The 22,130-nt window shown below is 70.3% G+C and carries 20 protein-coding genes; 16 read left to right on the top strand and 4 right to left on the bottom strand.

Annotated features, from left to right (window positions below):
* Nucleotides 1-76 precede the first annotated feature (76 nt).
* From AB0M67_RS38320 to AB0M67_RS38310, 3 genes are all read left to right on the top strand, one after another.
* Nucleotides 77-1,522 carry an aldehyde dehydrogenase family protein gene (locus AB0M67_RS38320; protein WP_365752397.1) on the top strand — a complete coding sequence of 482 codons (1,446 nt, stop codon included), beginning with the start codon at nucleotides 77-79 and terminating at the stop codon, nucleotides 1,520-1,522.
* A 165-nt stretch (nucleotides 1,523-1,687) separates the two neighbouring features.
* The gene (locus tag AB0M67_RS38315; protein ID WP_365752395.1) at nucleotides 1,688-3,661 is read left to right on the top strand and encodes an acyl-CoA dehydrogenase family protein; all 1,974 of its coding nucleotides are present in this window, start codon (nucleotides 1,688-1,690) and stop codon (nucleotides 3,659-3,661) included.
* Between the two features lie 135 nt (nucleotides 3,662-3,796).
* On the top strand, nucleotides 3,797-3,979 hold the full coding sequence (locus AB0M67_RS38310) for a hypothetical protein (RefSeq protein WP_365752393.1): 183 nt from the start codon (nucleotides 3,797-3,799) through the stop codon (nucleotides 3,977-3,979).
* 116 nt (nucleotides 3,980-4,095) lie between these two features.
* Here the strand turns inward: AB0M67_RS38310 and AB0M67_RS38305 are convergent, their stop codons facing one another.
* Nucleotides 4,096-5,250 (bottom strand): glycoside hydrolase family 64 protein, encoded by a 1,155-nt coding sequence (locus AB0M67_RS38305; protein WP_365752411.1) that lies wholly within the window; start codon nucleotides 5,248-5,250, stop codon nucleotides 4,096-4,098.
* A gap of 230 nt (nucleotides 5,251-5,480) precedes the next feature.
* On the opposite strand from AB0M67_RS38305, the gene AB0M67_RS38300 reads away from it, so the two are divergent.
* The 8 genes from AB0M67_RS38300 (at nucleotide 5,481) to AB0M67_RS38265 (ending at nucleotide 14,211) form a co-directional block, all read left to right on the top strand.
* The gene (locus AB0M67_RS38300) at nucleotides 5,481-5,972 is read left to right on the top strand and encodes an amino acid transporter (RefSeq protein ID WP_365752409.1); all 492 of its coding nucleotides are present in this window, start codon (nucleotides 5,481-5,483) and stop codon (nucleotides 5,970-5,972) included.
* 75 nt (nucleotides 5,973-6,047) lie between these two features.
* Entirely contained in the window at nucleotides 6,048-6,848 is an 801-nt protein-coding gene (locus AB0M67_RS38295) for a hypothetical protein (protein ID WP_365752391.1), read from the top strand.
* 82 nt (nucleotides 6,849-6,930) lie between these two features.
* Complete coding sequence (gene dxr / locus AB0M67_RS38290) at nucleotides 6,931-8,196, top strand: 1-deoxy-D-xylulose-5-phosphate reductoisomerase (protein ID WP_365752389.1); 1,266 nt, start codon at nucleotides 6,931-6,933, stop codon at nucleotides 8,194-8,196.
* The gene (locus AB0M67_RS38285) at nucleotides 8,193-9,494 is read left to right on the top strand and encodes a site-2 protease family protein (protein WP_365752386.1); all 1,302 of its coding nucleotides are present in this window, start codon (nucleotides 8,193-8,195) and stop codon (nucleotides 9,492-9,494) included. The genes dxr and AB0M67_RS38285 overlap by 4 nt, the downstream gene beginning before the upstream one ends.
* Nucleotides 9,495-9,657: 163 nt before the next feature.
* Nucleotides 9,658-10,812: a flavodoxin-dependent (E)-4-hydroxy-3-methylbut-2-enyl-diphosphate synthase gene (gene ispG / locus AB0M67_RS38280; protein ID WP_365752384.1), complete on the top strand. Its 1,155-nt coding sequence runs from the start codon at nucleotides 9,658-9,660 to the stop codon at nucleotides 10,810-10,812.
* 196 nt (nucleotides 10,813-11,008) lie between these two features.
* Nucleotides 11,009-11,854 (top strand): GNAT family N-acetyltransferase, encoded by an 846-nt coding sequence (locus AB0M67_RS38275; protein ID WP_365752382.1) that lies wholly within the window; start codon nucleotides 11,009-11,011, stop codon nucleotides 11,852-11,854.
* A 16-nt stretch (nucleotides 11,855-11,870) separates the two neighbouring features.
* A complete protein-coding gene (locus AB0M67_RS38270; RefSeq protein ID WP_365752380.1) occupies nucleotides 11,871-12,452 on the top strand; it encodes a GNAT family N-acetyltransferase in 582 nt (193 codons plus the stop codon).
* Between the two features lie 67 nt (nucleotides 12,453-12,519).
* Complete coding sequence (locus tag AB0M67_RS38265) at nucleotides 12,520-14,211, top strand: proline--tRNA ligase (protein ID WP_365752378.1); 1,692 nt, start codon at nucleotides 12,520-12,522, stop codon at nucleotides 14,209-14,211.
* Nucleotides 14,212-14,282: 71 nt separating this feature from the next.
* Here the strand turns inward: AB0M67_RS38265 and AB0M67_RS38260 are convergent, their stop codons facing one another.
* Genes AB0M67_RS38260 through AB0M67_RS38250 form a run of 3 tightly spaced genes read right to left on the bottom strand, consistent with a single transcriptional unit; the run spans nucleotide 14,283 to nucleotide 16,296 of the window.
* The gene (locus AB0M67_RS38260; RefSeq protein WP_365752376.1) at nucleotides 14,283-15,209 is read right to left on the bottom strand and encodes an aminoglycoside phosphotransferase family protein; all 927 of its coding nucleotides are present in this window, start codon (nucleotides 15,207-15,209) and stop codon (nucleotides 14,283-14,285) included.
* Nucleotides 15,210-15,241: 32 nt separating this feature from the next.
* On the bottom strand, nucleotides 15,242-15,718 hold the full coding sequence (locus AB0M67_RS38255; protein ID WP_365752374.1) for a DUF4439 domain-containing protein: 477 nt from the start codon (nucleotides 15,716-15,718) through the stop codon (nucleotides 15,242-15,244).
* Nucleotides 15,715-16,296 (bottom strand): hypothetical protein, encoded by a 582-nt coding sequence (locus AB0M67_RS38250; RefSeq protein ID WP_365752372.1) that lies wholly within the window; start codon nucleotides 16,294-16,296, stop codon nucleotides 15,715-15,717. The genes AB0M67_RS38255 and AB0M67_RS38250 overlap by 4 nt, the downstream gene beginning before the upstream one ends.
* A 121-nt stretch (nucleotides 16,297-16,417) precedes the next feature.
* On the opposite strand from AB0M67_RS38250, the gene rimP reads away from it, so the two are divergent.
* The 5 genes from rimP to AB0M67_RS38225 all read left to right on the top strand — a co-directional run bounded on the left by rimP (nucleotide 16,418) and on the right by AB0M67_RS38225 (nucleotide 22,130).
* On the top strand, nucleotides 16,418-16,915 hold the full coding sequence (rimP, locus tag AB0M67_RS38245) for a ribosome maturation factor RimP (protein ID WP_365752370.1): 498 nt from the start codon (nucleotides 16,418-16,420) through the stop codon (nucleotides 16,913-16,915).
* A gap of 2 nt (nucleotides 16,916-16,917) precedes the next feature.
* A complete protein-coding gene (gene nusA / locus AB0M67_RS38240) occupies nucleotides 16,918-17,961 on the top strand; it encodes a transcription termination factor NusA (RefSeq protein ID WP_351393902.1) in 1,044 nt (347 codons plus the stop codon).
* 170 nt (nucleotides 17,962-18,131) lie between these two features.
* Complete coding sequence (locus AB0M67_RS38235) at nucleotides 18,132-18,422, top strand: YlxR family protein (protein ID WP_365752407.1); 291 nt, start codon at nucleotides 18,132-18,134, stop codon at nucleotides 18,420-18,422.
* Nucleotides 18,423-18,571: 149 nt separating this feature from the next.
* Entirely contained in the window at nucleotides 18,572-21,697 is a 3,126-nt protein-coding gene (gene infB, locus AB0M67_RS38230; RefSeq protein ID WP_365752368.1) for a translation initiation factor IF-2, read from the top strand.
* Nucleotides 21,698-21,836: 139 nt separating this feature from the next.
* A complete protein-coding gene (locus AB0M67_RS38225) occupies nucleotides 21,837-22,130 on the top strand; it encodes a DUF503 domain-containing protein (protein ID WP_365752366.1) in 294 nt (97 codons plus the stop codon).

Here is a 22,130-nt window from a genome sequence, read left to right as displayed (position 1 = left end):
ATAAACGACCACCCATGCCCGCACCCCTACCGTGGAACCAGACACCCCCATCTCTTCGGAAGGGCCCGGACTCGCAATGACTTCCACCCACGCTTTCTGGCTCGCCGGCCGCCAGGCCACCGGCGAGGACACCTTCGACGTCACCTCCCCCTGGGACGGCCGGCTCGTCGGCACCGTGGCCGTGCCGACCGAGGACCAGGTCGAGGAGGCCGTGGCCGCCGCGCACGCGGTCCTGGACGAGTTCGCCGCGACGCCCGCGCACGTACGGGCCGCCGCGCTCGACCATGTGTCCCGCAGGCTCGTGGAGCGCACCGAGGAGATCGCCCGGCTGATCTCCGCCGAGAACGGCAAGCCCCTCAAGTGGGCCCGGGGCGAAGTCGGCCGCGCGGTCTCCGTCTTCCGCTTCGCCGCCGAGGAGGCCCGCCGCTTCAACGGCGGGGACGCCCAGCGACTCGACACCGACGCGGGCGGCGTCGGCCGGCTCGCCCTGACCCGCCGCTTCCCTCGTGGCGTCGTCCTCGGCATCGCGCCGTTCAACTTCCCGCTCAACCTCTGCGCCCACAAGATCGCCCCGGCCATCGCGGTCGGTGCCCCGATCATCCTCAAGCCCGCCCCGGCGACCCCGCTCTCCGGCCTTCTCCTCGGCGAGCTGCTCGCCGAGACCGATCTGCCGGCCGGAGCCTGGTCCGTACTGCCCGTGCCGAACGACCGGATGCCCGCCCTCGTCCAGGACGAGCGGCTGCCGGTGATCTCCTTCACCGGCTCGGACAAGGTCGGCTTCGCGATCATGGACTCCGTCCCGCGCAAGCACTGCACGCTCGAACTCGGCGGCAACGGCGCGGCCGTCGTCCTCGCCGACTACGCGAGCGAGAAGGACCTGGACTGGGCGGCGACCCGGATCGCCACGTTCTCGAACTATCAGGGCGGCCAGTCCTGTATCTCCGTCCAGCGCGTGATCGCGGACGCCTCGGTGTACGAACGTCTCGTCCCCAAGGTCATCGCCGCGGTCGAGGCCCAGGTCACCGGCGACCCCGGCGACGACGCCACGGACGTGGGGCCGCTCGTCAGCGAGGACGCGGCCAAGCGTGTCGAGTCGTGGGTCGACGAGGCGGTACGGGCCGGTGCCCAGCTGCTCACGGGCGGCAAGCGGGACGGCGCCACGTACGCGCCGACCGTCCTCTCCGAGGTCCCCGAGGACGTCACGATCTCCTGCGAGGAGGTCTTCGGGCCCGTCCTCACCCTCCGCCGGGTCGAGAGCGAGACCGAGGCGTTCGAGAAGGTCAACGACTCGAAGTACGGCCTCCAGGCCGGGGTGTTCACCCATGACCTGCAAGCCGCCTTCCGCGCCCACCGCGCGCTGGAGGTCGGCGGCGTGATCATCGGCGACGTCCCCTCGTACCGCGCCGACCAGATGCCGTACGGCGGTGCCAAGCAGTCCGGCGTCGGCCGTGAGGGCGTCCGGTTCGCGATGGACGACTACACATACGAGCGCGTCATGGTGCTCACGGGCCTCGCCCTCTAGAAAGCCTCGGGCACTCCTACGGAAGGTCCCGGCTCCCTCGCCATGACTCTCCCGAGCCCCGCGCCACGACTGGTGCGGGGCGCGGGAATCGGGTAGATACGGACGAGTAGTACCAGGCCGGTTGAACCGTCACTGGACCCGACTCCGCGGCGAGGTGAGTTCCTCATGTCCGCCCCATCCGCACCCTCAGCAGCATCCGCACCGCAGGAACCCCAGGGCAAGCCCAAGGTCTCCGAGCGAGAAGCGCGCCAGGTCGCCGAAGCGGCCCGGGAACAGGGCTGGCGCAAGCCGAGCTTCGCCAAGGAGATGTTCCTCGGCCGCTTCCGCCTCGATCTCATCCATCCGCACCCGATGCCGGCGTCCGAGGACGTCAAGCGCGGCGAGCAGTTCCTGACGAAGCTCCGTGAGTTCAGCGAGACGAGGATCGACGGCGCGCGGATCGAGCGCGAGGCCAGGATCCCCGACGAGGTGATCAACGGCCTCAAGGAACTGGGCGCGCTCGGGATGAAGATCGAGACCAAATACGGCGGCCTCGGTCTCACCCAGGTGTACTACAACAAGGCCCTGGCCCTGGTCGGCTCCGCCAGTCCGGCGATCGGCGCGCTGCTCTCCGCCCATCAGTCGATCGGCGTACCGCAGCCGCTGAAGCTTTTCGGCACCCAGGAGCAGAAGGACACCTTCCTGCCGCGCCTGGCCCGCACCGACATCTCGGCCTTCCTCCTCACCGAGCCGGACGTGGGCTCCGACCCCGCCCGGCTGGCCACCACCGCCGTGCCCGACGGCGACTCGTACGTCCTCGACGGCGTGAAGCTGTGGACGACCAATGGAGTCGTCGCCGATCTGCTCGTCGTGATGGCGCGCGTACCGAAGACGGAGGGCGGGAAGGGCGGCATCACGGCGTTCGTCGTCGAGGCCGGCTCCCCGGGCATCACGGTCGAGAACCGCAACGCCTTCATGGGCCTGCGCGGTCTGGAGAACGGCGTCACCCGCTTCCACCAGGTCCGGGTGCCCGCCGCGAACCGTATCGGCCCCGAGGGCGCGGGTCTGAAGATCGCCCTCACCACCCTCAACACCGGCAGGCTCTCGCTGCCCGCGATGTGCGTGGGCGCGGGCAAGTGGTGTCTGAAGATCGCCCGCGAATGGTCGGCCGCCCGTGAGCAGTGGGGCAGGCCGGTCGGCCGCCACGAGGCCGTGGGCGCGAAGATCTCGTTCATCGCGGCCACCACGTTCGCGCTGGAGGCGGTCGTGGATCTGGCCTCCCAGATGGCGGACGAGGACCGCAACGACATCAGGATCGAAGCGGCCCTGGCCAAGCTGTACGGCTCCGAGATGAGCTGTCTGATGGCCGACGAACTGGTCCAGATCCGGGGCGGTCGCGGCTTCGAGACCGCGGACTCCCTGGCCGCGCGCGGCGAACGCGCGGTACCCGCCGAGCAGATGCTCCGCGATCTGCGGATCAACCGGATCTTCGAGGGCTCGACCGAGATCATGCATCTGCTGATCGCGCGCGAGGCGGTCGACGCCCATCTGTCCGTCGCGGGCGACATCATCGATCCGGAGAAGTCGCTCTCGGACAAGGCGCGGGCCGGTGCGCAGGCGGGCCGGTTCTACGCCCGCTGGCTGCCGCAGCTGGTCGCGGGTCCGGGCCAACTGCCCGGCTCGTACGCGGAGTTCCATCCGGCGGGACACCCGGATCTGTCGACGCATCTGCGCTATGTCGAGCGCAACGCGCGCAAGCTCGCCCGTTCCACCTTCTACGCCATGTCGCGCTGGCAGGGCCGGATGGAGACCAAGCAGGGCTTCCTCGGCCGGATCGTGGACATCGGCGCCGAGCTGTTCGCGATGAGCGCGGCCTGCGTACGGGCCGAGCTGATGCGGACGAGCGGCGACCACGGCCGTGAGGCGTACCAGCTGGCGGACGTCTTCTGCCGGCAGGCCCGTATCCGGGTCGAGGAGCTGTTCACACGGCTCTGGTCCAACACGGACGATCTGGACCGCAAGGTCGTGAACGGCGTCCTGACCGGTACGTACACCTGGCTGGAGGCCGGGATCATCGACCCGAGCGGCGAGGGCCCCTGGATCGCGGACGCGACTCCGGGACCGTCCCGGCGCGAGAACGTCCACCGCCCGATCCACTGAAACCGAGGCATATATTTCCTCTACATTTTGCCCGATTTGTGGGTAAAATGTAGAGGAATGGTAGGAATACCTACCGCGGCTCCCGCCCGAGCCGAGCCGGGCGGGGCCCTCGTCGACCTCTGTGAGGGGGTTGCCATGGCCAGCGACGCCGACTTCTACGCACATGGCCGGCCGGAGAACCCGCAGCTCCCGGAGGACCGGCCGCGCGGAGGCGGGCCGAAGGGGCCGCCCCCGGTCCACAGCACGGCCTGGAAGGTCATGGCCGTCGTCATCGCGATCATCGTGATCGTCCTGGCGGGAATCCTGCTGTTCCCGTGAGGCCGCCGTTTCTGTGAGGGCCGCTCCCGCGAGGGCCACTCGGCCCACCCATCGCCCCGCCCCATGACCGGAGTAAACCGACCGGTCATGGGACGGTCATGTGTGACGGCGTGGGATCAGTTGAACGGGTCGAGCGTGATGGAGGCCTGCTGCGGGTCACCGTCGTGCACCAGTGACTCGTGGGCGCCGACATCGTCGAAGGCGAAGGCGTACGCCTTGCCGTCGGCCATCTGCGCGTGGATCTTCCTGGCGTAGTGGTTGGTGACCGTGTCCTGGTAGAAGTTGGCCGGACTCGTGTCCGGCTGGTTGGGGTTGACCAGGAGCGTGGAGCGGTTGAACCCCGCGCAGAGCGTGCGCGAGATCGGGCCGCGTACCAGGTCGTTCGGCGCGTCCAGCAGCTTGTAGCAGCCGAAGATCGAGTCGGAGTCCGGCTTCTGGAAGGACGTGACGACCGCTCCCGCGCTGTTGGTGAAGTTCATGGTGTTGCCCGAGACCCGGCCGAAGTACTTGGTGTTCGGCTGGTCCGTGAAGGGTGTCACCGTCAGCGTGGAGGTGGTGTATCTGCTCCACACCCGGTTGATGTAGTCGTCCATCACGGAGGCGGGCAGGTTGCCGGCCCCGATGCCGTGACCGGGCGAGAGGGCGCGCAGGATCGTGCCGTCGGACCGGGTCTGGATCAGGTTCGCCCAGCCGCCCGGCTGGCTCCTGAGGGAGTCGAAGAACCCCTTGTAACCGCCCGCCTTGAGATGGCCGGTGGTCTTGGTGGTCCCGTTGGGGGCCCGGACGCCGACGGCGTAGGGCGCCGAGAACATATCGACCTGTGTGCTGTTGATCCACAGCCCGCTGTCATTGAGTGTGTATTCGGTCCAGTTGAACAGGATGTTCCGGTTCGGGTCGGACGGATTCTGTACGGCGGGCTGCACCAGCCCGCCGGTCGTCAGCCTGAAGTCGAGCTTCTGACCGTACGAGAAGTAGACCCTGCCGGAGAACTTCGGCATCCGGATCGTCGTGGACTGCCCGTTGGCGGGTCCGGCGATCGACGCGTCGGGCGCCGGGGTGGGGGGATTGCCGCCGGCGGGCCAGGCGTGGAACGTACCGTTCGCGTCGGCCCAGCCCTGCTGGCCCGTCGTGAGCAGGGTGCCGAGGTTGTAGATGTAGACCGGGTCCGTGCGGCCGGAGTTGTTCGTGATGGTGAGCGGAATGGTCGTGGGAACCGCGGCCTCGGCGGGTGCCGCGGGGCCGGCGGCCGTGAACCCCGTCGCGAAGATCACCGCGGCGGCCAGTGCCGCGAGCAACTTTCTGGTACCAAGCACGCTCTACCTCCTGCTGTGTGGGGTTGAGAGCGGGTTGAGAGCGCTCTCAGAATCGGGCCGCGGGTGAGGTGTGTCAATGCGCCCGACCCAACTCGCTCCCCGCGGCCTGTGCGCTCCCCGGCCCGGACACAGGTCCGCGAAATCGACTGGCGGCGAGCGGAGTTGACGGCGTAGCGTCGCGACGCGTGATGAACGCCGACGACGTGCTGTCCGTGCTGACCCTGCTGCGGAAGGCCGGCGCGGACGTCTGGATCGCCGGAGGCTGGGGCATCGACGCCCTGCTCGGCACCCAGACCCGCCCCCACCGCGATCTGGACCTCCTGCACCGCGCCGACCAGGAACCCCGTGTCATCGAGGCGCTCTCCGCCGCGGGCTTCGCCGAGACCCTGGACTGGCGCCCGGTGCGGTTCGTCCTCGCCCGCCCGACGGGCGAGGAGATCGATTTCCACCCCCTCTCCTTCGCCCCGGACGGCTCGGCGCTCCAGTCGTCACTGGACCCGGAGCAGCCCTATGTGTACCCGGCGGAGTGCTTCACCACGGGCACCATCGGGGGGACGACGGTCGGATGTATCTCCGCCGGGCAGCAGGTCCTCTTCCACCAGGGGTACGAGCCGGCCGACCGGGACCGCCACGACATGGCCAGGCTCCGCGAGAAGTTCGGCATCACGACGCACTACTGAGCGCCGCTCCCGCATGCCTCACAATCGGGAGGCGCGCCGTCAGCGCGGCGCGATCGACTCACGACGGGGGCAAGGATGTTCGGGGCTGGGAAGCGGTCGGCACGGCGGGGTCTCGGGGCGGTGGCCGCCGGGCTGGTACTGGTCGGAGTGGCCGCGTGCGGTGGTGACGGGCAGAGCGCCGACGACGGCAAGGACGGGAAGGCGAACGGCAAGGCGAGCGGGAATCCGGCCGGCAAGCCCTCCGGCGCCGCCTCCGCCACCGGGCCCGCGCCGCTCACGGAGGACCGGCTCACCGCCGCGTCGCTGACCGACGGCGAGCGTATCGGCGCGTACACCGCCTCCGAGTACGCCCTTGGCGGGCCCCTTGGCGACGACTACACCGCCGAGCCCGCTGTCTGCCAGCCGCTCGTCAGCCTCGCCAGCGGCGCCACCGCGTTCGACCCCGTCGCCGAGGTCCAGCGCAAGGCCGACATCCCCGACGAGATGCTCGGCCTCACCGTCTCCGTACAGCTGCGTTCGTACACCGCGCGGGACGCGACCGGTGTGATGAAGGCCCTCGCCACGGCCGGGCGGGAGTGCGCGGGCGGGTTCACCGAGGACCGGGCGCTGGCGCGGGCGACCTATCTGAAGGTGGAGCCCGCCACCGCCCCGGATGTGGGGGACGAGGCGAGGGCGTATCGCTTCACCATCCTCGACGTGAAGGGCACGCTGAAGCTGTACGAGTATCTGACCGTCATACGGTCCGGCTCCACCACGCTCTCCTTCCGCGCCGAGATCACCGGCACGAAGGACGTCGGGGGCGTGCCCGACGAGATCGTCCGGGCCCAGTGGCAGAAGTTCCGCCCGGTGGCCGGGGAAGCCGCGAAAACGTCGTGAAACAGCCATCAGGACCGGCGCACGGGGAACAACTGGAGGGCGCGCTGTCCTCCCGGCGCGGGGATGAGGCAAGAATGGGGGCATGAGCGACAGCCCAGCCCCTCTCGCCGATCCGCACATCACCTTCGATCCGATCGAAGGCCGCCGGGACATCGTCGTCCTCGGCTCCACCGGATCCATTGGCACGCAGGCCATCGACCTGGTTCTGCGTCACCCCGACCGCTTCCGTGTCACCGCGCTCTCCGCCGCCGGCGGTCGCGTGGAGCTGCTCGCAGAGCAGGCGTGGCGGCTGCGGGTCCGTACCGTCGCGGTCGCGCGTGAGGAGGCCGTGCCCGCGCTCCGGGAGGCGCTCGCCGGGCGGTACGGGACGGGTGAACCGCTCCCCGAGATCCTCGCGGGACCCGACGCCGCCACGGAGCTGGCGGCGTCGGACTGCCACACCGTGCTCAACGGCATCACCGGCTCCATCGGCCTCGCGCCCACCCTCGCCGCCCTCGCGGCGGGCCGTACGCTCGCGCTCGCCAACAAGGAATCGCTGATCGTCGGCGGCCCGCTGGTGAAGGCCCTGGCCAGGCCCGGCCAGATCATCCCCGTCGACTCCGAGCACGCCGCGCTCTTCCAGGCGCTGGCCGCCGGCACCCGCGCCGAGGTGCGCAAGCTCGTGGTGACGGCCTCCGGTGGGCCCTTCCGGGGCCGTACGAAGGCCGAGCTGGCGCATGTCACCCCCAAGGACGCCCTCGCGCACCCCACCTGGGCCATGGGTCCGGTGATCACGGTCAACTCCGCGACCCTTGTCAACAAGGGCCTCGAAGTGATCGAGGCGCATCTCCTGTACGACATTCCCTTCGAACGCATTGAGGTCGTCGTACACCCCCAGTCGTATGTCCACTCGATGGTGGAATTCAACGACGGTTCGACGCTGGCCCAGGCGACCCCGCCCGATATGCGCGGGCCGATCGCCGTGGGTCTCGGCTGGCCGCAGCGGGTGCCGGACGCCGCGCCGGCCTTCGACTGGACCACTGCCTCGACCTGGCAGTTCTTCCCGCTCGACACCGAGGCGTTCCCGTCTGTGGGACTCGCCCGGCAGGTCGGCGCCCTGGGCGGCACGGCCCCGGCGGTGTTCAATGCCGCGAACGAGGAGTGCGTGGACGCGTTTCTCGCGGGACGGCTGCCGTTCAACGGCATCATGGATACGGTCACGGAGGTCGTCGCGGAGCACGGCACCCCCCGTACGGGAACCTCGCTCACCGTGGCGGACGTCCTCGAAGCGGAGACCTGGGCCCGCGCCCGGGCCCGTGAAACGGCAGCCAACTACAGTGCAGAACAGCCAGCGGAGGCTCGCGCATGACGATCCTGTTGACGGTCCTCGGCATCGCCGTCTTTGTCGTGGGGCTGCTCTTCTCCATCGCCTGGCACGAACTGGGCCATCTCTCCACGGCCAAGATCTTCGGCATCCGCGTGCCCCAGTACATGGTCGGCTTCGGGCCGACCATCTGGTCGCGCACGAAGGGCGATACGGAGTACGGGATCAAGGCGATCCCGCTCGGCGGCTATATCCGGATGATCGGAATGTTCCCGCCGGGCCCCGACGGCAAGATCGAGGCTCGCTCCACCTCGCCGTGGCGCGGAATGATAGAGGACGCGCGCTCCGCCGCCTTCGAGGAGCTGGAACCGGGCGACGAGAAGCGCCTCTTCTACACGCGCAAGCCGTGGAAGCGCGTGATCGTGATGTTCGCGGGTCCGTTCATGAACCTCGTCCTGGCCGCCGTGATCTTCATCGGCGTGGCGATGAGCTTCGGCTTCCAGACCCAGACCACCCAGGTCGCCGGCGTCCAGCAGTGTGTGATCTCGCAGAGCGAGAAGCGCGACACCTGCGAGAAGAAGGACCCCGTCTCGCCCGCGCGCGCGGCCGGTCTCCAGAAGGGCGACAAGATCGTCGCCTTCAACGGGCAGCGCGTCGAGGACTGGGCGACGCTCTCCGGCCTCATCCGTAAGACGATCGGCCCCGCCACCATCACCGTCGACCGCGACGGCACCGAGAAGGTCCTGCACGCCACGCTCGCCGAGAACACGGTGGCCAAGAAGGACTCCGACGGAGAGGTCGTCCCGGGCGACTTCGTACCGGCCGGCTATCTCGGCTTCGCCGCCTCCACCGAGATCGTCCCACTCTCCTTCCCGCAGTCCGTGGACCGGATGGGCACCATGATCGGGGACGGTGTCGAGTCGATCCTGGCCCTGCCCTCCAAGATCCCCGATCTCTGGAGCGCGGCCTTCGGCGACGGCCCCCGCAAGGACGACTCACCGGTCGGTGTGGTCGGCGCGGCACGTATCGGCGGCGAGGTGATGACGCTGGACATCCCCGCGCAGAACCAGATCGCGATGATGCTGTTCCTGCTCGCGGGCTTCAATCTGTCGCTCTTCCTCTTCAACATGCTCCCCCTGCTGCCCCTCGACGGCGGGCATATCGCGGGCGCGCTCTGGGAATCGCTGCGGCGCAGGCTCGCACGGCTGTTCAAGCGGCCCGACCCGGGCCCGTTCGATGTCGCGAAGCTGATGCCCGTCGCCTATGTCGTGGCGGGGATCTTCATCTGCTTCACCCTGCTCGTCCTGGTCGCCGATGTCTTCAACCCCGTCAAGATCAGCTGATAGAACCCGTTTCACGGCGGCCGGACACCATTCGTGTCCGGCCGCTTACCTTTGGGTGGAGTTTTCGCGAGGATGTGCTCGGCCCGTACGCGGTGGCGTAATCTCGGGTGCTGGAGCCCGCCGATCTCGGGACCTCGATCCACACCTTGGGGTTGCACAGCAGATGACTGCAATTTCTCTCGGAATGCCGTCCGTTCCGACGAAGCTCGCCGACCGACGGGTCAGCCGTCAGATCCAGGTGGGGTCGGTGGCGGTCGGCGGGGACGCACCGGTCTCGGTGCAGTCGATGACGACGACGCGTACGTCGGACATCGGCGCCACGTTGCAGCAGATCGCGGAGTTGACGGCGTCCGGCTGCCAGATCGTACGGGTCGCGTGCCCGACGCAGGACGACGCGGACGCGCTGGCGACGATCGCGCGGAAGTCGCAGATCCCGGTGATCGCGGATATTCATTTCCAGCCGAAGTACGTGTTCGCGGCGATCGACGCGGGCTGCGCGGCGGTGCGGGTGAACCCGGGGAACATCAAGCAGTTCGACGACAAGGTCAAGGAGATCGCGAAGGCGGCCGGCGAGACCGGCACCCCGATCCGGATCGGCGTGAACGCCGGCTCGCTGGACGCGCGTCTGCTGGCGAAGTACGGCAAGGCCACGCCGGAGGCGCTTGTCGAGTCGGCGCTCTGGGAGGCGTCGCTGTTCGAGGAGCACGGCTTCCGCGACATCAAGATCTCGGTGAAGCACAACGACCCGGTGATCATGGTCAACGCGTACCGCCAGCTCGCGGCGCAGTCCGATTATCCGCTGCACCTCGGCGTCACCGAGGCGGGACCCGCGTTCCAGGGCACCATCAAGTCCGCGGTGGCCTTCGGCGCACTCCTCAGCGAGGGCATCGGCGACACGATCCGGGTCTCGCTCTCCGCCCCGCCCGCGGAGGAGGTCAAGGTCGGCATCCAGATCCTGGAGTCGCTGAACCTGCGCCAGCGTCGGCTGGAGATCGTCTCCTGCCCCTCCTGCGGCCGGGCCCAGGTCGATGTCTACAAGCTGGCCGACGAGGTGACGGCCGGTCTGGAGGGCATGGAGGTCCCGCTGCGCGTCGCCGTCATGGGCTGTGTCGTGAACGGTCCCGGCGAGGCCCGCGAGGCCGACCTCGGTGTCGCGTCCGGCAATGGCAAGGGCCAGATCTTCGTGAAGGGCGAGGTCATCAAGACCGTCCCGGAATCGAAGATCGTGGAGACCCTGATCGACGAGGCCATGAAGATCGCCGAGCAGATGGAGAAGGACGGCGTCGCCTCGGGCGAGCCCGAGGTCTCCGTCAGCTGACCGCGCTGCCCCAGAGCCTGTCCGGCTATGGACATATGTTCGCGACGGATCCCGCAGCCACCGCCCCCGGGCATCGGCCGCGGGCTCTTTCGCGTCTCTGACCTGCGGCGATATCGGACCCCGCTCCGATGAGCGGCATACCGGGAAGGGTCCGGGTACAGTGCGGAGATCGGCAGACGTATGGTGAGGCCCCCTCGTGTTGACGCAGACCACCACCCGGGTCCTCGAACCCAGCGAACTCGACGCCGCGCTCGCCATCCTGGAGAGCGAGCCCGTCGAAAACGCCTTTGTGACGTCCCGCGTACAGGTCGCGGGGCTCGACCCCTGGCGCCTCGGCGGCGAGATGTGGGGCTGGTACGCGGACGGGCGGCTGCGTTCGCTCTGCTACTCCGGCGCCAATCTCGTCCCCATCTGTGCCACCCCCGAGGCCGTGCGCGCCTTCGCCGACCGGGCGCGCAGGGCCGGCCGCCGCTGCTCCTCGATCGTCGGCCCCGCCGAGCCCACCACCCAGCTGTGGCGGCTGCTTGAGCCGAGCTGGGGCCCGGCCCGCGAGATCCGCGCCCACCAGCCGCTGATGGTCACCGAGCAGGCGCCCGCCACGGTCGCGCCCGATCCGCTCGTACGCCGTATCCACAAGGCCGAACTCGACGTGATCATGCCCGCCTGCGTGGCGATGTTCACCGAGGAGGTCGGTGTCTCGCCGCTCGCCGGGGACGGCGGACTGCTCTACCAGGCGCGCGTCGCCGAACTCGTCGGCGCGGGACGGTCGTTCGCCCGTATCGACGACGGCAGGGTCATCTTCAAGGCCGAGATCGGCGCGGCCACCACCCGGGCCTGCCAGATCCAGGGCGTCTGGGTCGACCCCGAATTCCGCGGTCGCGGCCTGTCCGAGGCGGGCATGGCGGCGGTCGTGCGGTACGCGCTGGCCGATGTCGCCCCCGTCGTGAGCCTGTACGTGAACGACTACAACACCCCTGCCAGAGCCGCGTACCGCCGGGTGGGTTTCCGTGAAGTGGGTGCCTTCATGAGCGTGCTGTTCTGAAAGTAGGGTTCGGCCCATGCTGAGCATTCCCGGGCGGGGCCCCCGCACCCCCGACGTACAGGTAGGGCCGGTCGATCTCGCCGCACGTGTGGACGAGGCGCTTGCCGTACAGGCACTCGCCTTCGGGCTCAGCGACCAAGAGATCGAGGTACGCCGCCATATCGTGCTCCGGCATCTGCTGCTGCGCGGCTCCCGCGCCCTCGGCGCGACCACCGCGGCAGGCCGGCTCGTCGGCTTCGTATACGGCCTGCCGAACGACCGCGCCCACTGGTGGTCCACCGTCGTCGAGCCGTATCTGCGCACCACCGGCTCCGAGGACTGGCTCGTCGACTCCTTCGTGATCACCGAACTGCATGTCCACCCGGAGTTCCAGGCCCGGGGCATCGGCCGCGCGCTGATCACCACGATCACCGACAGCGCCGGTGAACCCAAGTCGATCCTGTCCGCGATCGATATCGAGAGCCCGGCCCGCCGCCTCTACCGCGCGCTCGGCTACACGGACCTGGCCCGCCAGGTCCACTTCCCCAGCGCCCCCAAGCCGTACGCCGTGATGGGCGCCCCGCTCCCGCTGCGCAGGGCGGGCGGCGCGGAGAACTGATTTCCGCCCGCGGGCGTGCCCCGGCTAACCTCCTGGCATCAGCCGAGAGAACGCAGGAGTGCTCCCCATGTCCCAGGTCCAGCGCATGTCCCGTTTGATGGTCAAGACATTGCGCGACGACCCGGCGGACGCCGAGACGCTCAGCCACAAGCTGCTCGTCCGCGCGGGGTATGTCCGCCGTACGTCCGCCGGCATCTGGAGCTGGCTGCCGCTGGGCAAGAAGGTCCTCGACAACATCTCGCGCGTCGTCCGCGAGGAGATGGACGCGATCGGTGCGCAGGAGGTGCTGCTGCCCGCGCTGCTGCCCAGGGAGCCGTACGAGGCGAGCGGCCGGTGGGAGGAGTACGGCGATCTGCTGTTCCGCCTCAAGGACCGCAAGGGCGCCGACTATCTGCTCGGCCCCACCCACGAGGAGATCTTCACCCAGGTGGTCAAGGACCAGTGCACGTCCTACAAGGACCTGCCGGTGATGCTCTACCAGATCCAGACGAAGTACCGCGACGAGGCGAGGCCGCGCTCCGGTGTGCTGCGCGGGCGCGAGTTCCAGATGAAGGACTCGTACTCCTTCGACACCACCGACGAGGGCCTGGCCGAGTCGTACGCGCTGCACCGCGCCGCCTACCAGAAGATCTTCGCGCGCATCGGTCTCGACTTCCGGATCGTCTCCGCGGTCTCCGGCGCGATGGGCGGCTCCGCCTCCGAGGAGTTCCTGGCGCCCGCGGCGGCCGGGGAGGACACCTTCGTCGACTGCCCGGCGTGCGACTACGCGGCCAACACCGAGGCTGTCACCTTCACCGCGTCCGTGCCCGCGGCGGCCGAGCCCGGCCCGATCGAGGAGCTGGACACCCCCGACACCCCGACCATCGAATCGCTCGCCGCGCACCTCGGGGTGCCTGCCTCGGCGACCCTGAAGAACCTCCTCGTCAAGATCGACGGCGAGATCACCGCGGTCGGCGTCCCCGGCGACCGCGAGGTGGACCTCGGCAAGCTGGGCGAGCATCTCGCCCCCGCGGTGGTGGAGCTGGTGACGGCCGAGGACTTCGAGGACCGTCCCGAGCTGGTACGGGGCTATGTCGGCCCGCAGGGCCTCAAGATCCGCTACATCGCCGACCCGCGCGTCGCGGCGGGCACCGCCTGGATCACCGGAGCCAACAAGCCCGACACCCACGCGCGCGATGTGGTCTGCGGACGGGACTTCGAGGTCGACGACTATCTGGACGTTGTCGTGGTCGAGGAGGGCGACCCCTGCCCGGTCTGCGGCACCGGCGTCAAGCTCGACCGCGCGATCGAAATCGGCCATATCTTCCAGCTCGGCCGCAAGTACGCCGACACCTTCCAGCTCGATGTCCTCGGCCAGCAGGGCAAGCCGGTCCGCGTGACCATGGGCTCGTACGGCATCGGTGTCTCGCGCGCGGTGGCGGCCCTGGCCGAGCAGAGCGCCGACGAACAGGGACTGTGCTGGCCCAGGGAGATCGCCCCGGCCGACGTCCACGTCGTCGCCGCCGGCAAGGCGCTCCAGACGGAACTGGCGCTGGACGTCTCCGAGCAGCTGTCGGCGGCCGGTCTGCGGGTGCTGGTGGACGAGCGCCCCGGGGTCTCGCCGGGGGTGAAGTTCACCGACGCCGAACTGATCGGTGTCCCCAAGATCCTGGTGGCGGGCCGCCGCGCGGCCGAAGGCGTCGTGGAACTGAAGGACCGCCGTACGGGCGAGCGTGAGGAAGTGACGGTCGCGGAGGCGATCGCCCGCCTGACGGCCTGAGCCGGGGCTCATCGCGGGACGGGCTCGCACACCGAGCCCGTCCCCGTCTTATCCGGTTCGCCGGACAGGCCCTAAAGCCAGCCCGCGAACTCCAGCAGCAGCTCCCCGCTCTGCCGGTGTCCCGCCCGAAGCGTGCGCACCCCCGACTCCACCGCCCGGAACAGCGTCCACCCACGCACCCGTTCCCGGTCCAGATCCAGCGAATCGGCCAGTCTGTTGACGCGCCGACGGGCCGAGGACGGCCCCGACGAGGCCGCCACCAGGTCCTCGACCCGGTCGCGCACCAGCCGGGCCAGATCGTAGGCGCGCTCACCGACCAGCGGTTCCGGGCCGACCGCGAGCCAGGGCGCGCGGTCGCCGGCGAGCACCTTGCCCTGACCGAAGGCGCCGTGCAGGAGCTGTACCTCCGCCGCGGAGGCGCAGAGTTCGTCGCGCGCCGCCAGCGCCGCCGACACCAGCGGCGCGAGTGAGTCGTCGGCGGTCGTCCGCAGCGCCACCGCCTCGCGCGCGGTCCGCTCGGCCACCGTCTCGAAGCCATGGCCCCCGGGCGGGTCGACCCACAGCCGACGCACCGTACCCGCCGCTTCGAGCAGTGACTTGGCCTCCGGCAGGGAGCGCAGCGACACCTCGGGATGCAGCCGCTCCAGGAGCAGTGCGCCACCGGCGGTGTCCGGGGCGTCCGCGCCACCGTCGTCCCCGGCGTCGAGCGGTTCCACCGCTCCCCAGCCCTTCCAGCGCGCCAGCGCCGCCCGCTCCAGCGAGGGAGCCGCGAACGGCGGAACGATCTTGAGTGTCGCGGGGGAACCGTCGGACCGCCGTACGAGCAGCACCAGACCGCTCCGGCCGCCGGGCGCGATCACCCGCTCGACCTCAAGGCCCCGCCGGGCGACGGCCTCACCCGCGATGGCGGGCAGCCGGCCGAGCCATTCGGCCGCGGCGGTCTCCCCGTACCTCTCGCCGAGCGTGCGCACCAGCCGCTGCGGCGGTTCAAAACCCATACGTGCGTTGTTCCCTTTCCGAGCTCACGGGCTCACGCGCGCTCGGCGAGCCCAGGAAAGGCTACGCCGGTGCCGCGCCAGCGCACCGCGCGCACGGCGGCCTCGCGCAGCGCGCCCGCCGCCTCCCGCCGCAGGGGGCCCTCCGAGGCCCGTACGAGGTCGGAGTAGACGCCCGCGACCTTGTCCTCCAGCTCGGCGGCCAGCCGTACGGCCGCGGCGGAGTCCGGTACGGGGAAGGGCAGGGCGTACGCGGGGGCAGCGGCGGCGGGTGTACCGCCCAGGTCCCGTACGGTCCGCGCCAGCGCGTCACGCCGGGCCCGGTGCGCCGCGTGCGCGCTGGTGGCCTCGCTCCGGCGTGCGCTGCCGACGCGACCGCCCACAACCCCGTACCCGTACACCGCCGCGTGCTCGGCGGCGAGCGCGGCCTGCGCGGCCTCCAGCGCACCGTCGCCCGTCGCGGTCGCCGTGCCGGCTGTCCGCGTCGTGCGCACCGTCCGGGCCGTGCTCATGAGCGGGATCCTTCCATCAGCAGATAGGCGTGGGCGGCGCTCGCCGCCGCGAGAGAGGCCAGCAGCCGGGCCAGCTCCGGCGGCGCCTCCATGAGCGCCGCGGTGTGCGTGTCGCTGGTACGGCGCTCGGTCGCGGCCAGTGCCCTGAGCGCCTCAGCCGGTTCCGCGGGGATCGCGGGCGAGCCGGGCGCCGGGCCCGCGGCCGTGACGGAAACGGACGGAGCGGGGGAGGGCGGCGCGGACGGGCTCGCGGACTTGGACGGCTCCGGGTCCAGCGCCGCCAACTGCCGTACGACCGCCGCCCGCAGCGGGGTCAGCCGCTTACGCTGCCCGGGGTGCCGCTTCAGCACGGCGTCGTACTGCCCCAGCAACTTCCGCTGGGCGCCGGCCGCGCGCGCCCGCAGCGCGCGTTCGGTCTCGGCCGCCCGCGCGATTCCCGCCGGGCTGTCCGCGGCCGGGGAATCCTCGGAACAGCCGGTCACCAGACCGGCCGTCGCGGCGCCCGCGGCCATCAGCGCATGCCTCCGTGTCGTCCCCGTGCGCCCCACGCGTCTCTCCTCGGGCTTCGCGATGATCACCGCAGGCGAGCGTACCCGCGGGTCACCCCCAGGTGGACGGCAACACCCCTTGGGACCGGATACCCTTTGATCTGACACGCGACGATCCCACAACAGCACACGCGGCCGAGGAGTCACCCGGATGAGCACCACCCAGAGCGAAAGGCTGCGCGGACTGCTGGAACCACTCGTCAGCGCGAAGGACCTGGATCTGGAAGAGATCGAGGTGTCCCGGGCGGGCAGGCGTCGTGTGCTGAGGGTCGTGGTCGATTCCGACGAGGGCGTGGACCTCGACGAGTGTGCCGAGCTGAGCCGCTCCATCTCCGACAAGCTCGACGAGACGGACGCGATGGGCGAGGACGAGTACCAGCTCGAAGTGACCTCCCCCGGCGCGGAGCGCCCGCTGACAGAACACCGCCACTACGTGCGCGCCGTGGGCCGGCTGGCCAGGTTCCAGCTGCACGACGCCGGCGAGCTGGTGGCCCGCATCCTCACCGTCGACGCCGAGGGGCTCGACCTCGAAGTGCCGGGCGTGAAGGGGCGCAAGCCCACCGCCCGCCGGATCGAGTTCGCCGGGATCGAGAAGGCGCGCGTGGAGATCGAGTTCAGCCGCAAGGACAAGAAGGAAGAGGAGGCGTAGCCGTGGACATCGATGTGAAGCTCCTGAAGGGCTTGGCACAAGAGAAGGAGATTCCCTTCGACCTGCTGGTCGAGGCGATCGAATCGGCGCTCCTCATCGCCTACCACCGCACCGAGGGCAGCCACCGGCGCGCCCGGGTCGTGCTGAGCCGGGACACCGGTCATGTCACGGTCTGGGCCAAGGAGGACCCGGCCGATCTGGAGGAGGGGCAGGAGCCCAAGGAGTTCGACGACACCCCGTCGGACTTCGGCCGGATCGCCGCGACCACCGCCCGCCAGGTCATCCAGCAGCGGCTGCGGGACGCCGAGAACGATGTGACCTTCGGCGAGTACGCGCGCCGGGAGGGCGATATCGTCGCCGGTCTGGTCCAGCAGGGCAAGGACCCGAAGAACGTCCTGGTCAAGCTGGACGACAAGCTTGAGGCCATCCTTCCGGTGCAGGAACAGGTGCCGGGCGAGGAGTACACCCACGGTCTTCGGCTGCGTACGTATGTGGTCAGGGTGGCCAGAGGGGTGCGCGGGCCTTCGGTGACGCTGTCCCGTACCCACCCCAATCTGGTGAAGAAGCTCTTCGCGCTGGAGGTCCCGGAGATCGCGGACGGCTCCGTCGAGATCACCGCGATCGCCCGCGAGGCCGGCCACCGCACCAAGATCGCCGTACGGTCGACACGTTCCGGTCTCAATGCCAAGGGCGCTTGCATCGGCCCGATGGGCGCGCGTGTGCGCAATGTCATGGCCGAGCTGCTGGGCGAGAAGATCGACATCGTCGACTGGTCGGACGACCCGGCCGAGATGGTGGCCAACGCGTTGTCGCCGGCCCGGGTCAGCAAGGTCGAGGTCGTCGATCTGGGCGCCCGCTCCGCGCGGGTGACCGTGCCCGACTACCAGCTGTCGCTGGCGATCGGCAAGGAAGGGCAGAACGCCCGGCTCGCCGCCCGGCTGACCGGCTGGCGCATCGATATCCGGCCGGACACGGAGCCCACGGACGACGACCGGGACCGCGGCGACGACCGGGACCGCGGTCGCGACGACCGGGGACCGCGGTAGCGACCGCGGCTGATCATCCGGCTCGAATGATCAAGGAATGACCGGCGGTGCGGGCCCGTCGCGGTATGCCGCGACGTGGCCACGCCGGACACCGACGCGATCTTTCGGGCGGCAGGCGTTCGAACCTTGCCCCAAAGGGGTGGGGTCGGCGCGGGGAGGTAGACTTGAACGTGTCTGGCCGGACGATCGACCGGGCATGCCCTGAGCGAACCTGCGTGGGCTGCCGGGAGCGAGCGGCCAAGAACGATCTGTTGCGCATCGTGGTGGCCGGAGAACAATGTGTTCCCGATCAACGCGGTACGCTGCCCGGCCGGGGTGCGTATCTGCACCCCGCCTTGATCTGTCTCGATCTGGCGGTCCGCCGCCGGGCGTTCCCCCGGGCCTTCCGGGTCCAGGGACCGCTCGACAGCGCGGAGCTGCGCCGGGTTGTCGAGGCGATCACAGTGCAGGCAGCACTGTAGGAAGAAGTACGGCACGGGACCCCGTGCGGTTCAGGTACCTCGCGAGTTGGAAGTAGGTCGAGATTGCGATGAGCACTCGATGAGTACGCGATGAGTACGCCCATGAAGTAGCGACGGTCCGGCGGTAACCCGGACCTAAAAGGAGCGAAGTGGCTAAGGTCCGGGTATACGAACTCGCCAAGGAGTTCGGCGTGGAGAGCAAGGTCGTCATGGCCAAGCTCCAAGAACTCGGTGAATTCGTCCGTTCGGCGTCGTCGACGATCGAGGCGCCGGTCGTACGCAAACTTACTGACGCTTTGCAGGGTCCCGGCGGCAACGCCGGCAAGACCGCTGCCAAGCCCGGGGCGCCCCGCAAGGCGACCCCCGCAAGGCCCGCAGCGCCCTCTCCGGCGCAGGCGGCACGTCCCGCTGCCCCCAAGCCCGGTGTCCCGGCCCCCAAGCCGGCCGTCGCCGAGGCCCCCAGGAGCACCCCTTCTTCTCCCGCGCCGACGCCCGGCCCGCGTCCGGCCCCGCGCCCCGCGGCTGCCGCGCCGAAGCCGGCGCCCGCCGCACCGGCGGCCCCGGAGTTCACCGCGCCCCCGTCGGCCCCGGCCGCCGGTCCCCGGCCCGGTGCCACCCCCGGCCCGCGTCCGTCCAACCGCCCGACGGGCGGCCAGGGCGACCAGCGCCAGGGAGAGCGGCAGAGCGATCAGCGTCAGGGTGACCAGCGTCAGGGCGGTCGCTCCGGCGGCGCGCGCCCCGGCCAGGCCCCGCGTCCCGGTGCCCGCCCCGCGGGCCCGCGTCCGGGCAACAACCCCTTCACCTCGGGTGGCTCCACCGGAATGGCGCGCCCGCAGGCGCCCCGTCCCGGCGGCGCCCCGCGTCCCGGCGGCCCCGGTGCCCCCGGTGGCGCTCCGCGCCCGCAGGGCTCCGGTCAGGGCGGTCCCCGTCCGCAGGCCGGTCCCGGTGGCGGCAGTGGACGTCCCACCCCCGGCGGTATGCCGCGTCCGCAGGCGCCCCGCGCCGCGGGTCCCGGCGGTGGCCCCGGTGGTAACCGTCCCAACCCGGGCATGATGCCGCAGCGTCCCGCTGCCGGTCCGCGTCCCGGTGGTGGCCCCGGCGGCGGCCGTGGTCCCGGTGGCGGCGGTCGTCCCGGCGGTGCCGGTGGCGGCGGCGGTCGTCCCGGTGGCGGCGGCGGCTTCGCCGGTCGTCCCGGTGGTGGCGGCGGTGGCGGTTTCGCCGGTCGCCCGGGTGGCGGCGGCGGTGGCGGCGCTCCGGGTCGTCCCGGTGGTGGCGGCGGCTTCGGTGGTGGCGGCGGTGGCCGTCCCGGCTTCGGCGGACGTCCGGGTGGTCCCGGCGGCCGTGGTGGCACACAGGGCGCGTTCGGCCGTCCCGGCGGGCCCGCCCGTCGTGGCCGTAAGTCGAAGCGGCAGAGGCGCCAGGAGTACGAGGCCATGCAGGCCCCGTCGGTAGGCGGCGTGATGCTGCCGCGCGGCCAGGGCCAGACGGTCCGGCTGTCGCGCGGTGCGTCGCTCACCGACTTCGCGGAGAAGATCAACGCCAACCCGGCGTCGCTCGTCGCCGTGATGATGAACCTCGGCGAGATGGTCACCGCCACGCAGTCCGTCTCCGACGAGACCCTTCAGGTCCTCGCCGGCGAGATGAACTACGTCGTCGAGATCGTCAGCCCCGAGGAGGAGGACCGCGAGCTGCTTGAGTCCTTCGACATCGAGTTCGGCGAGGACGAGGGCGGCGAGGAAGCCCTCGTGTCCCGTCCGCCGGTCGTGACCGTCATGGGTCACGTCGACCACGGTAAGACCAGGCTGCTGGACGCGATCCGCAAGACGAACGTCGTCGCGGGCGAGGCCGGCGGTATCACGCAGCACATCGGCGCGTACCAGGTCGCCACGGACGTCAACGGTGAAGAGCGCAAGATCACCTTCATCGACACCCCGGGTCACGAGGCGTTCACCGCCATGCGTGCCCGTGGTGCCAAGTCCACCGACATCGCGATCCTGGTGGTCGCGGCCAACGACGGTGTGATGCCCCAGACGATCGAGGCGCTGAACCACGCCAAGGCGGCCGATGTGCCGATCGTGGTCGCGGTCAACAAGATCGACGTCGAGGGCGCCGACCCGACCAAGGTGCGCGGTCAGCTCACCGAGTTCGGTCTGGTGGCCGAGGAGTACGGCGGCGACACGATGTTCGTCGACATCTCCGCCAAGCAGGGCCTGCACATCGACAGCCTGCTGGAGGCCGTGGTCCTCACCGCGGATGCCTCGCTCGACCTCCGGGCCAACCCGGAACAGGACGCGCAGGGTATCGCCATCGAGGCCCACCTCGACCGCGGTCGCGGCGCCGTCGCCACCGTGCTCGTCCAGCGCGGCACGCTGCGCGTCGGTGACACGATGGTCGCCGGTGACGCGTACGGCCGAGTCCGGGCGATGCTCGACGACAACGGCAACAACGTCGAGGAAGCGGCGCCGTCGACGCCGGTCCTGGTCCTGGGTCTCACCAACGTCCCCGGCGCCGGCGACAACTTCCTCGTGGTCGACGAGGACCGCACCGCCCGGCAGATCGCCGAGAAGCGCGCCGCTCGTGAGCGGAACGCGGCCTTCGCCCGCAGGGGCGTCCGGTTCTCCCTGGAGAACCTGGACGAGGCCCTCAAGGCCGGTCTGGTGCAGGAACTCAACCTCATCATCAAGGGCGACGCGTCCGGTTCGGTCGAGGCCCTGGAGTCCTCGCTGCTCCAGCTCGACGTCGGCGACGAGGTCGACATCCGGGTTCTGCACCGCGGTGTGGGTGCGGTCACCGAGTCGGACATCGACCTGGCCATGGGCTCCGACGCCATCGTGATCGGCTTCAACGTGCGCGCCGCCGGGCGTGCCGCGCAGATGGCCGAGCGCGAAGGCGTGGACGTCCGGTACTACTCGGTCATCTACCAGGCGATCGAGGAGATCGAGTCCGCCCTCAAGGGCATGCTCAAGCCGGAGTACGAAGAGGTCGAGCTCGGTACGGCGGAGATCCGCGAGGTCTTCCGCTCGTCCAAGCTGGGCAACATCGCGGGTGTTCTCATCCGCTCCGGCGAGGTCAAGCGGAACACCAAGGCCCGGCTCGTCCGCGATGGCAAGGTCATCGCGGAGGACCTCAACATCCAGGGTCTGCGCCGCTTCAAGGACGACGTCACCGAGATCCGCGAAGGCTTCGAGGGCGGTATCAACCTCGGAAACTTCAACGACATCAAGATCGACGACGTCATCGCGACGTACGAGATGCGCGAGAAGCCGCGCGGCTGACGCGCGACAACCGGTCCGGGGCCGGTCGACGGGACGCATATTCCGTCGATCGGCCCCGGCCGTTCCGTGTACGGTTCTTGTGCCCCTGCCAAGCGCTGGCAGGGCATCTGAACCCGTACCGGCGGGGATCCGGAAACGCATGTATGTGGGGACACTGTCCTTCGATCTGCTCCTCGGCGACGTACGGTCGTTGAAGGAGAAACGCTCCGTCGTCCGGCCCATCGTCGCCGAGCTCCAGCGGAAATTCGCGGTGAGCGTGGCGGAGACCGGCGACCAGGACCTCCATCGCAGGGCCGAGATCGGTCTCGCGGTGGTGTCCGGGGACTGGGCGCACCTCACGGACGTGCTGGACCGGTGCGAGCGCATGGTCGCCGGCCACCCCGAGGTGGAGCTGCTGTCGGTACGACGGCGGCTGCACGGCGATGAAGACTGA

The organism is Streptomyces sp. NPDC051662, from assembly GCF_040681655.1.
GTDB lineage: Bacteria > Actinomycetota > Actinomycetes > Streptomycetales > Streptomycetaceae > Streptomyces.
This window is presented reverse-complemented; position numbering and strand designations above follow the sequence as displayed.

Bases quoted from the DNA above. Each gene is read 5' to 3' on its own strand.
- AB0M67_RS38315 (WP_365752395.1), top strand. From the start codon at position 1,688: ATGTCCGCCCCATCCGCACCCTCAGCAGCATCCGCACCGCAGGAACCC.
- AB0M67_RS38285 (WP_365752386.1), top strand. From the start codon at position 8,193: ATGACGATCCTGTTGACGGTCCTCGGCATCGCCGTCTTTGTCGTGGGG.
- AB0M67_RS38270 (WP_365752380.1), top strand. From the start codon at position 11,871: ATGCTGAGCATTCCCGGGCGGGGCCCCCGCACCCCCGACGTACAGGTA.
- ispG (WP_365752384.1), top strand. From the start codon at position 9,658: ATGACTGCAATTTCTCTCGGAATGCCGTCCGTTCCGACGAAGCTCGCC.
- AB0M67_RS38255 (WP_365752374.1), bottom strand. From the start codon at position 15,718: ATGAGCACGGCCCGGACGGTGCGCACGACGCGGACAGCCGGCACGGCG.
- AB0M67_RS38225 (WP_365752366.1), top strand. From the start codon at position 21,837: ATGTATGTGGGGACACTGTCCTTCGATCTGCTCCTCGGCGACGTACGG.
- rimP (WP_365752370.1), top strand. From the start codon at position 16,418: ATGAGCACCACCCAGAGCGAAAGGCTGCGCGGACTGCTGGAACCACTC.
- AB0M67_RS38300 (WP_365752409.1), top strand. From the start codon at position 5,481: ATGAACGCCGACGACGTGCTGTCCGTGCTGACCCTGCTGCGGAAGGCC.
- AB0M67_RS38310 (WP_365752393.1), top strand. From the start codon at position 3,797: ATGGCCAGCGACGCCGACTTCTACGCACATGGCCGGCCGGAGAACCCG.
- AB0M67_RS38265 (WP_365752378.1), top strand. From the start codon at position 12,520: ATGTCCCAGGTCCAGCGCATGTCCCGTTTGATGGTCAAGACATTGCGC.
- dxr (WP_365752389.1), top strand. From the start codon at position 6,931: ATGAGCGACAGCCCAGCCCCTCTCGCCGATCCGCACATCACCTTCGAT.
- AB0M67_RS38320 (WP_365752397.1), top strand. From the start codon at position 77: ATGACTTCCACCCACGCTTTCTGGCTCGCCGGCCGCCAGGCCACCGGC.
- AB0M67_RS38295 (WP_365752391.1), top strand. From the start codon at position 6,048: ATGTTCGGGGCTGGGAAGCGGTCGGCACGGCGGGGTCTCGGGGCGGTG.
- AB0M67_RS38260 (WP_365752376.1), bottom strand. From the start codon at position 15,209: ATGGGTTTTGAACCGCCGCAGCGGCTGGTGCGCACGCTCGGCGAGAGG.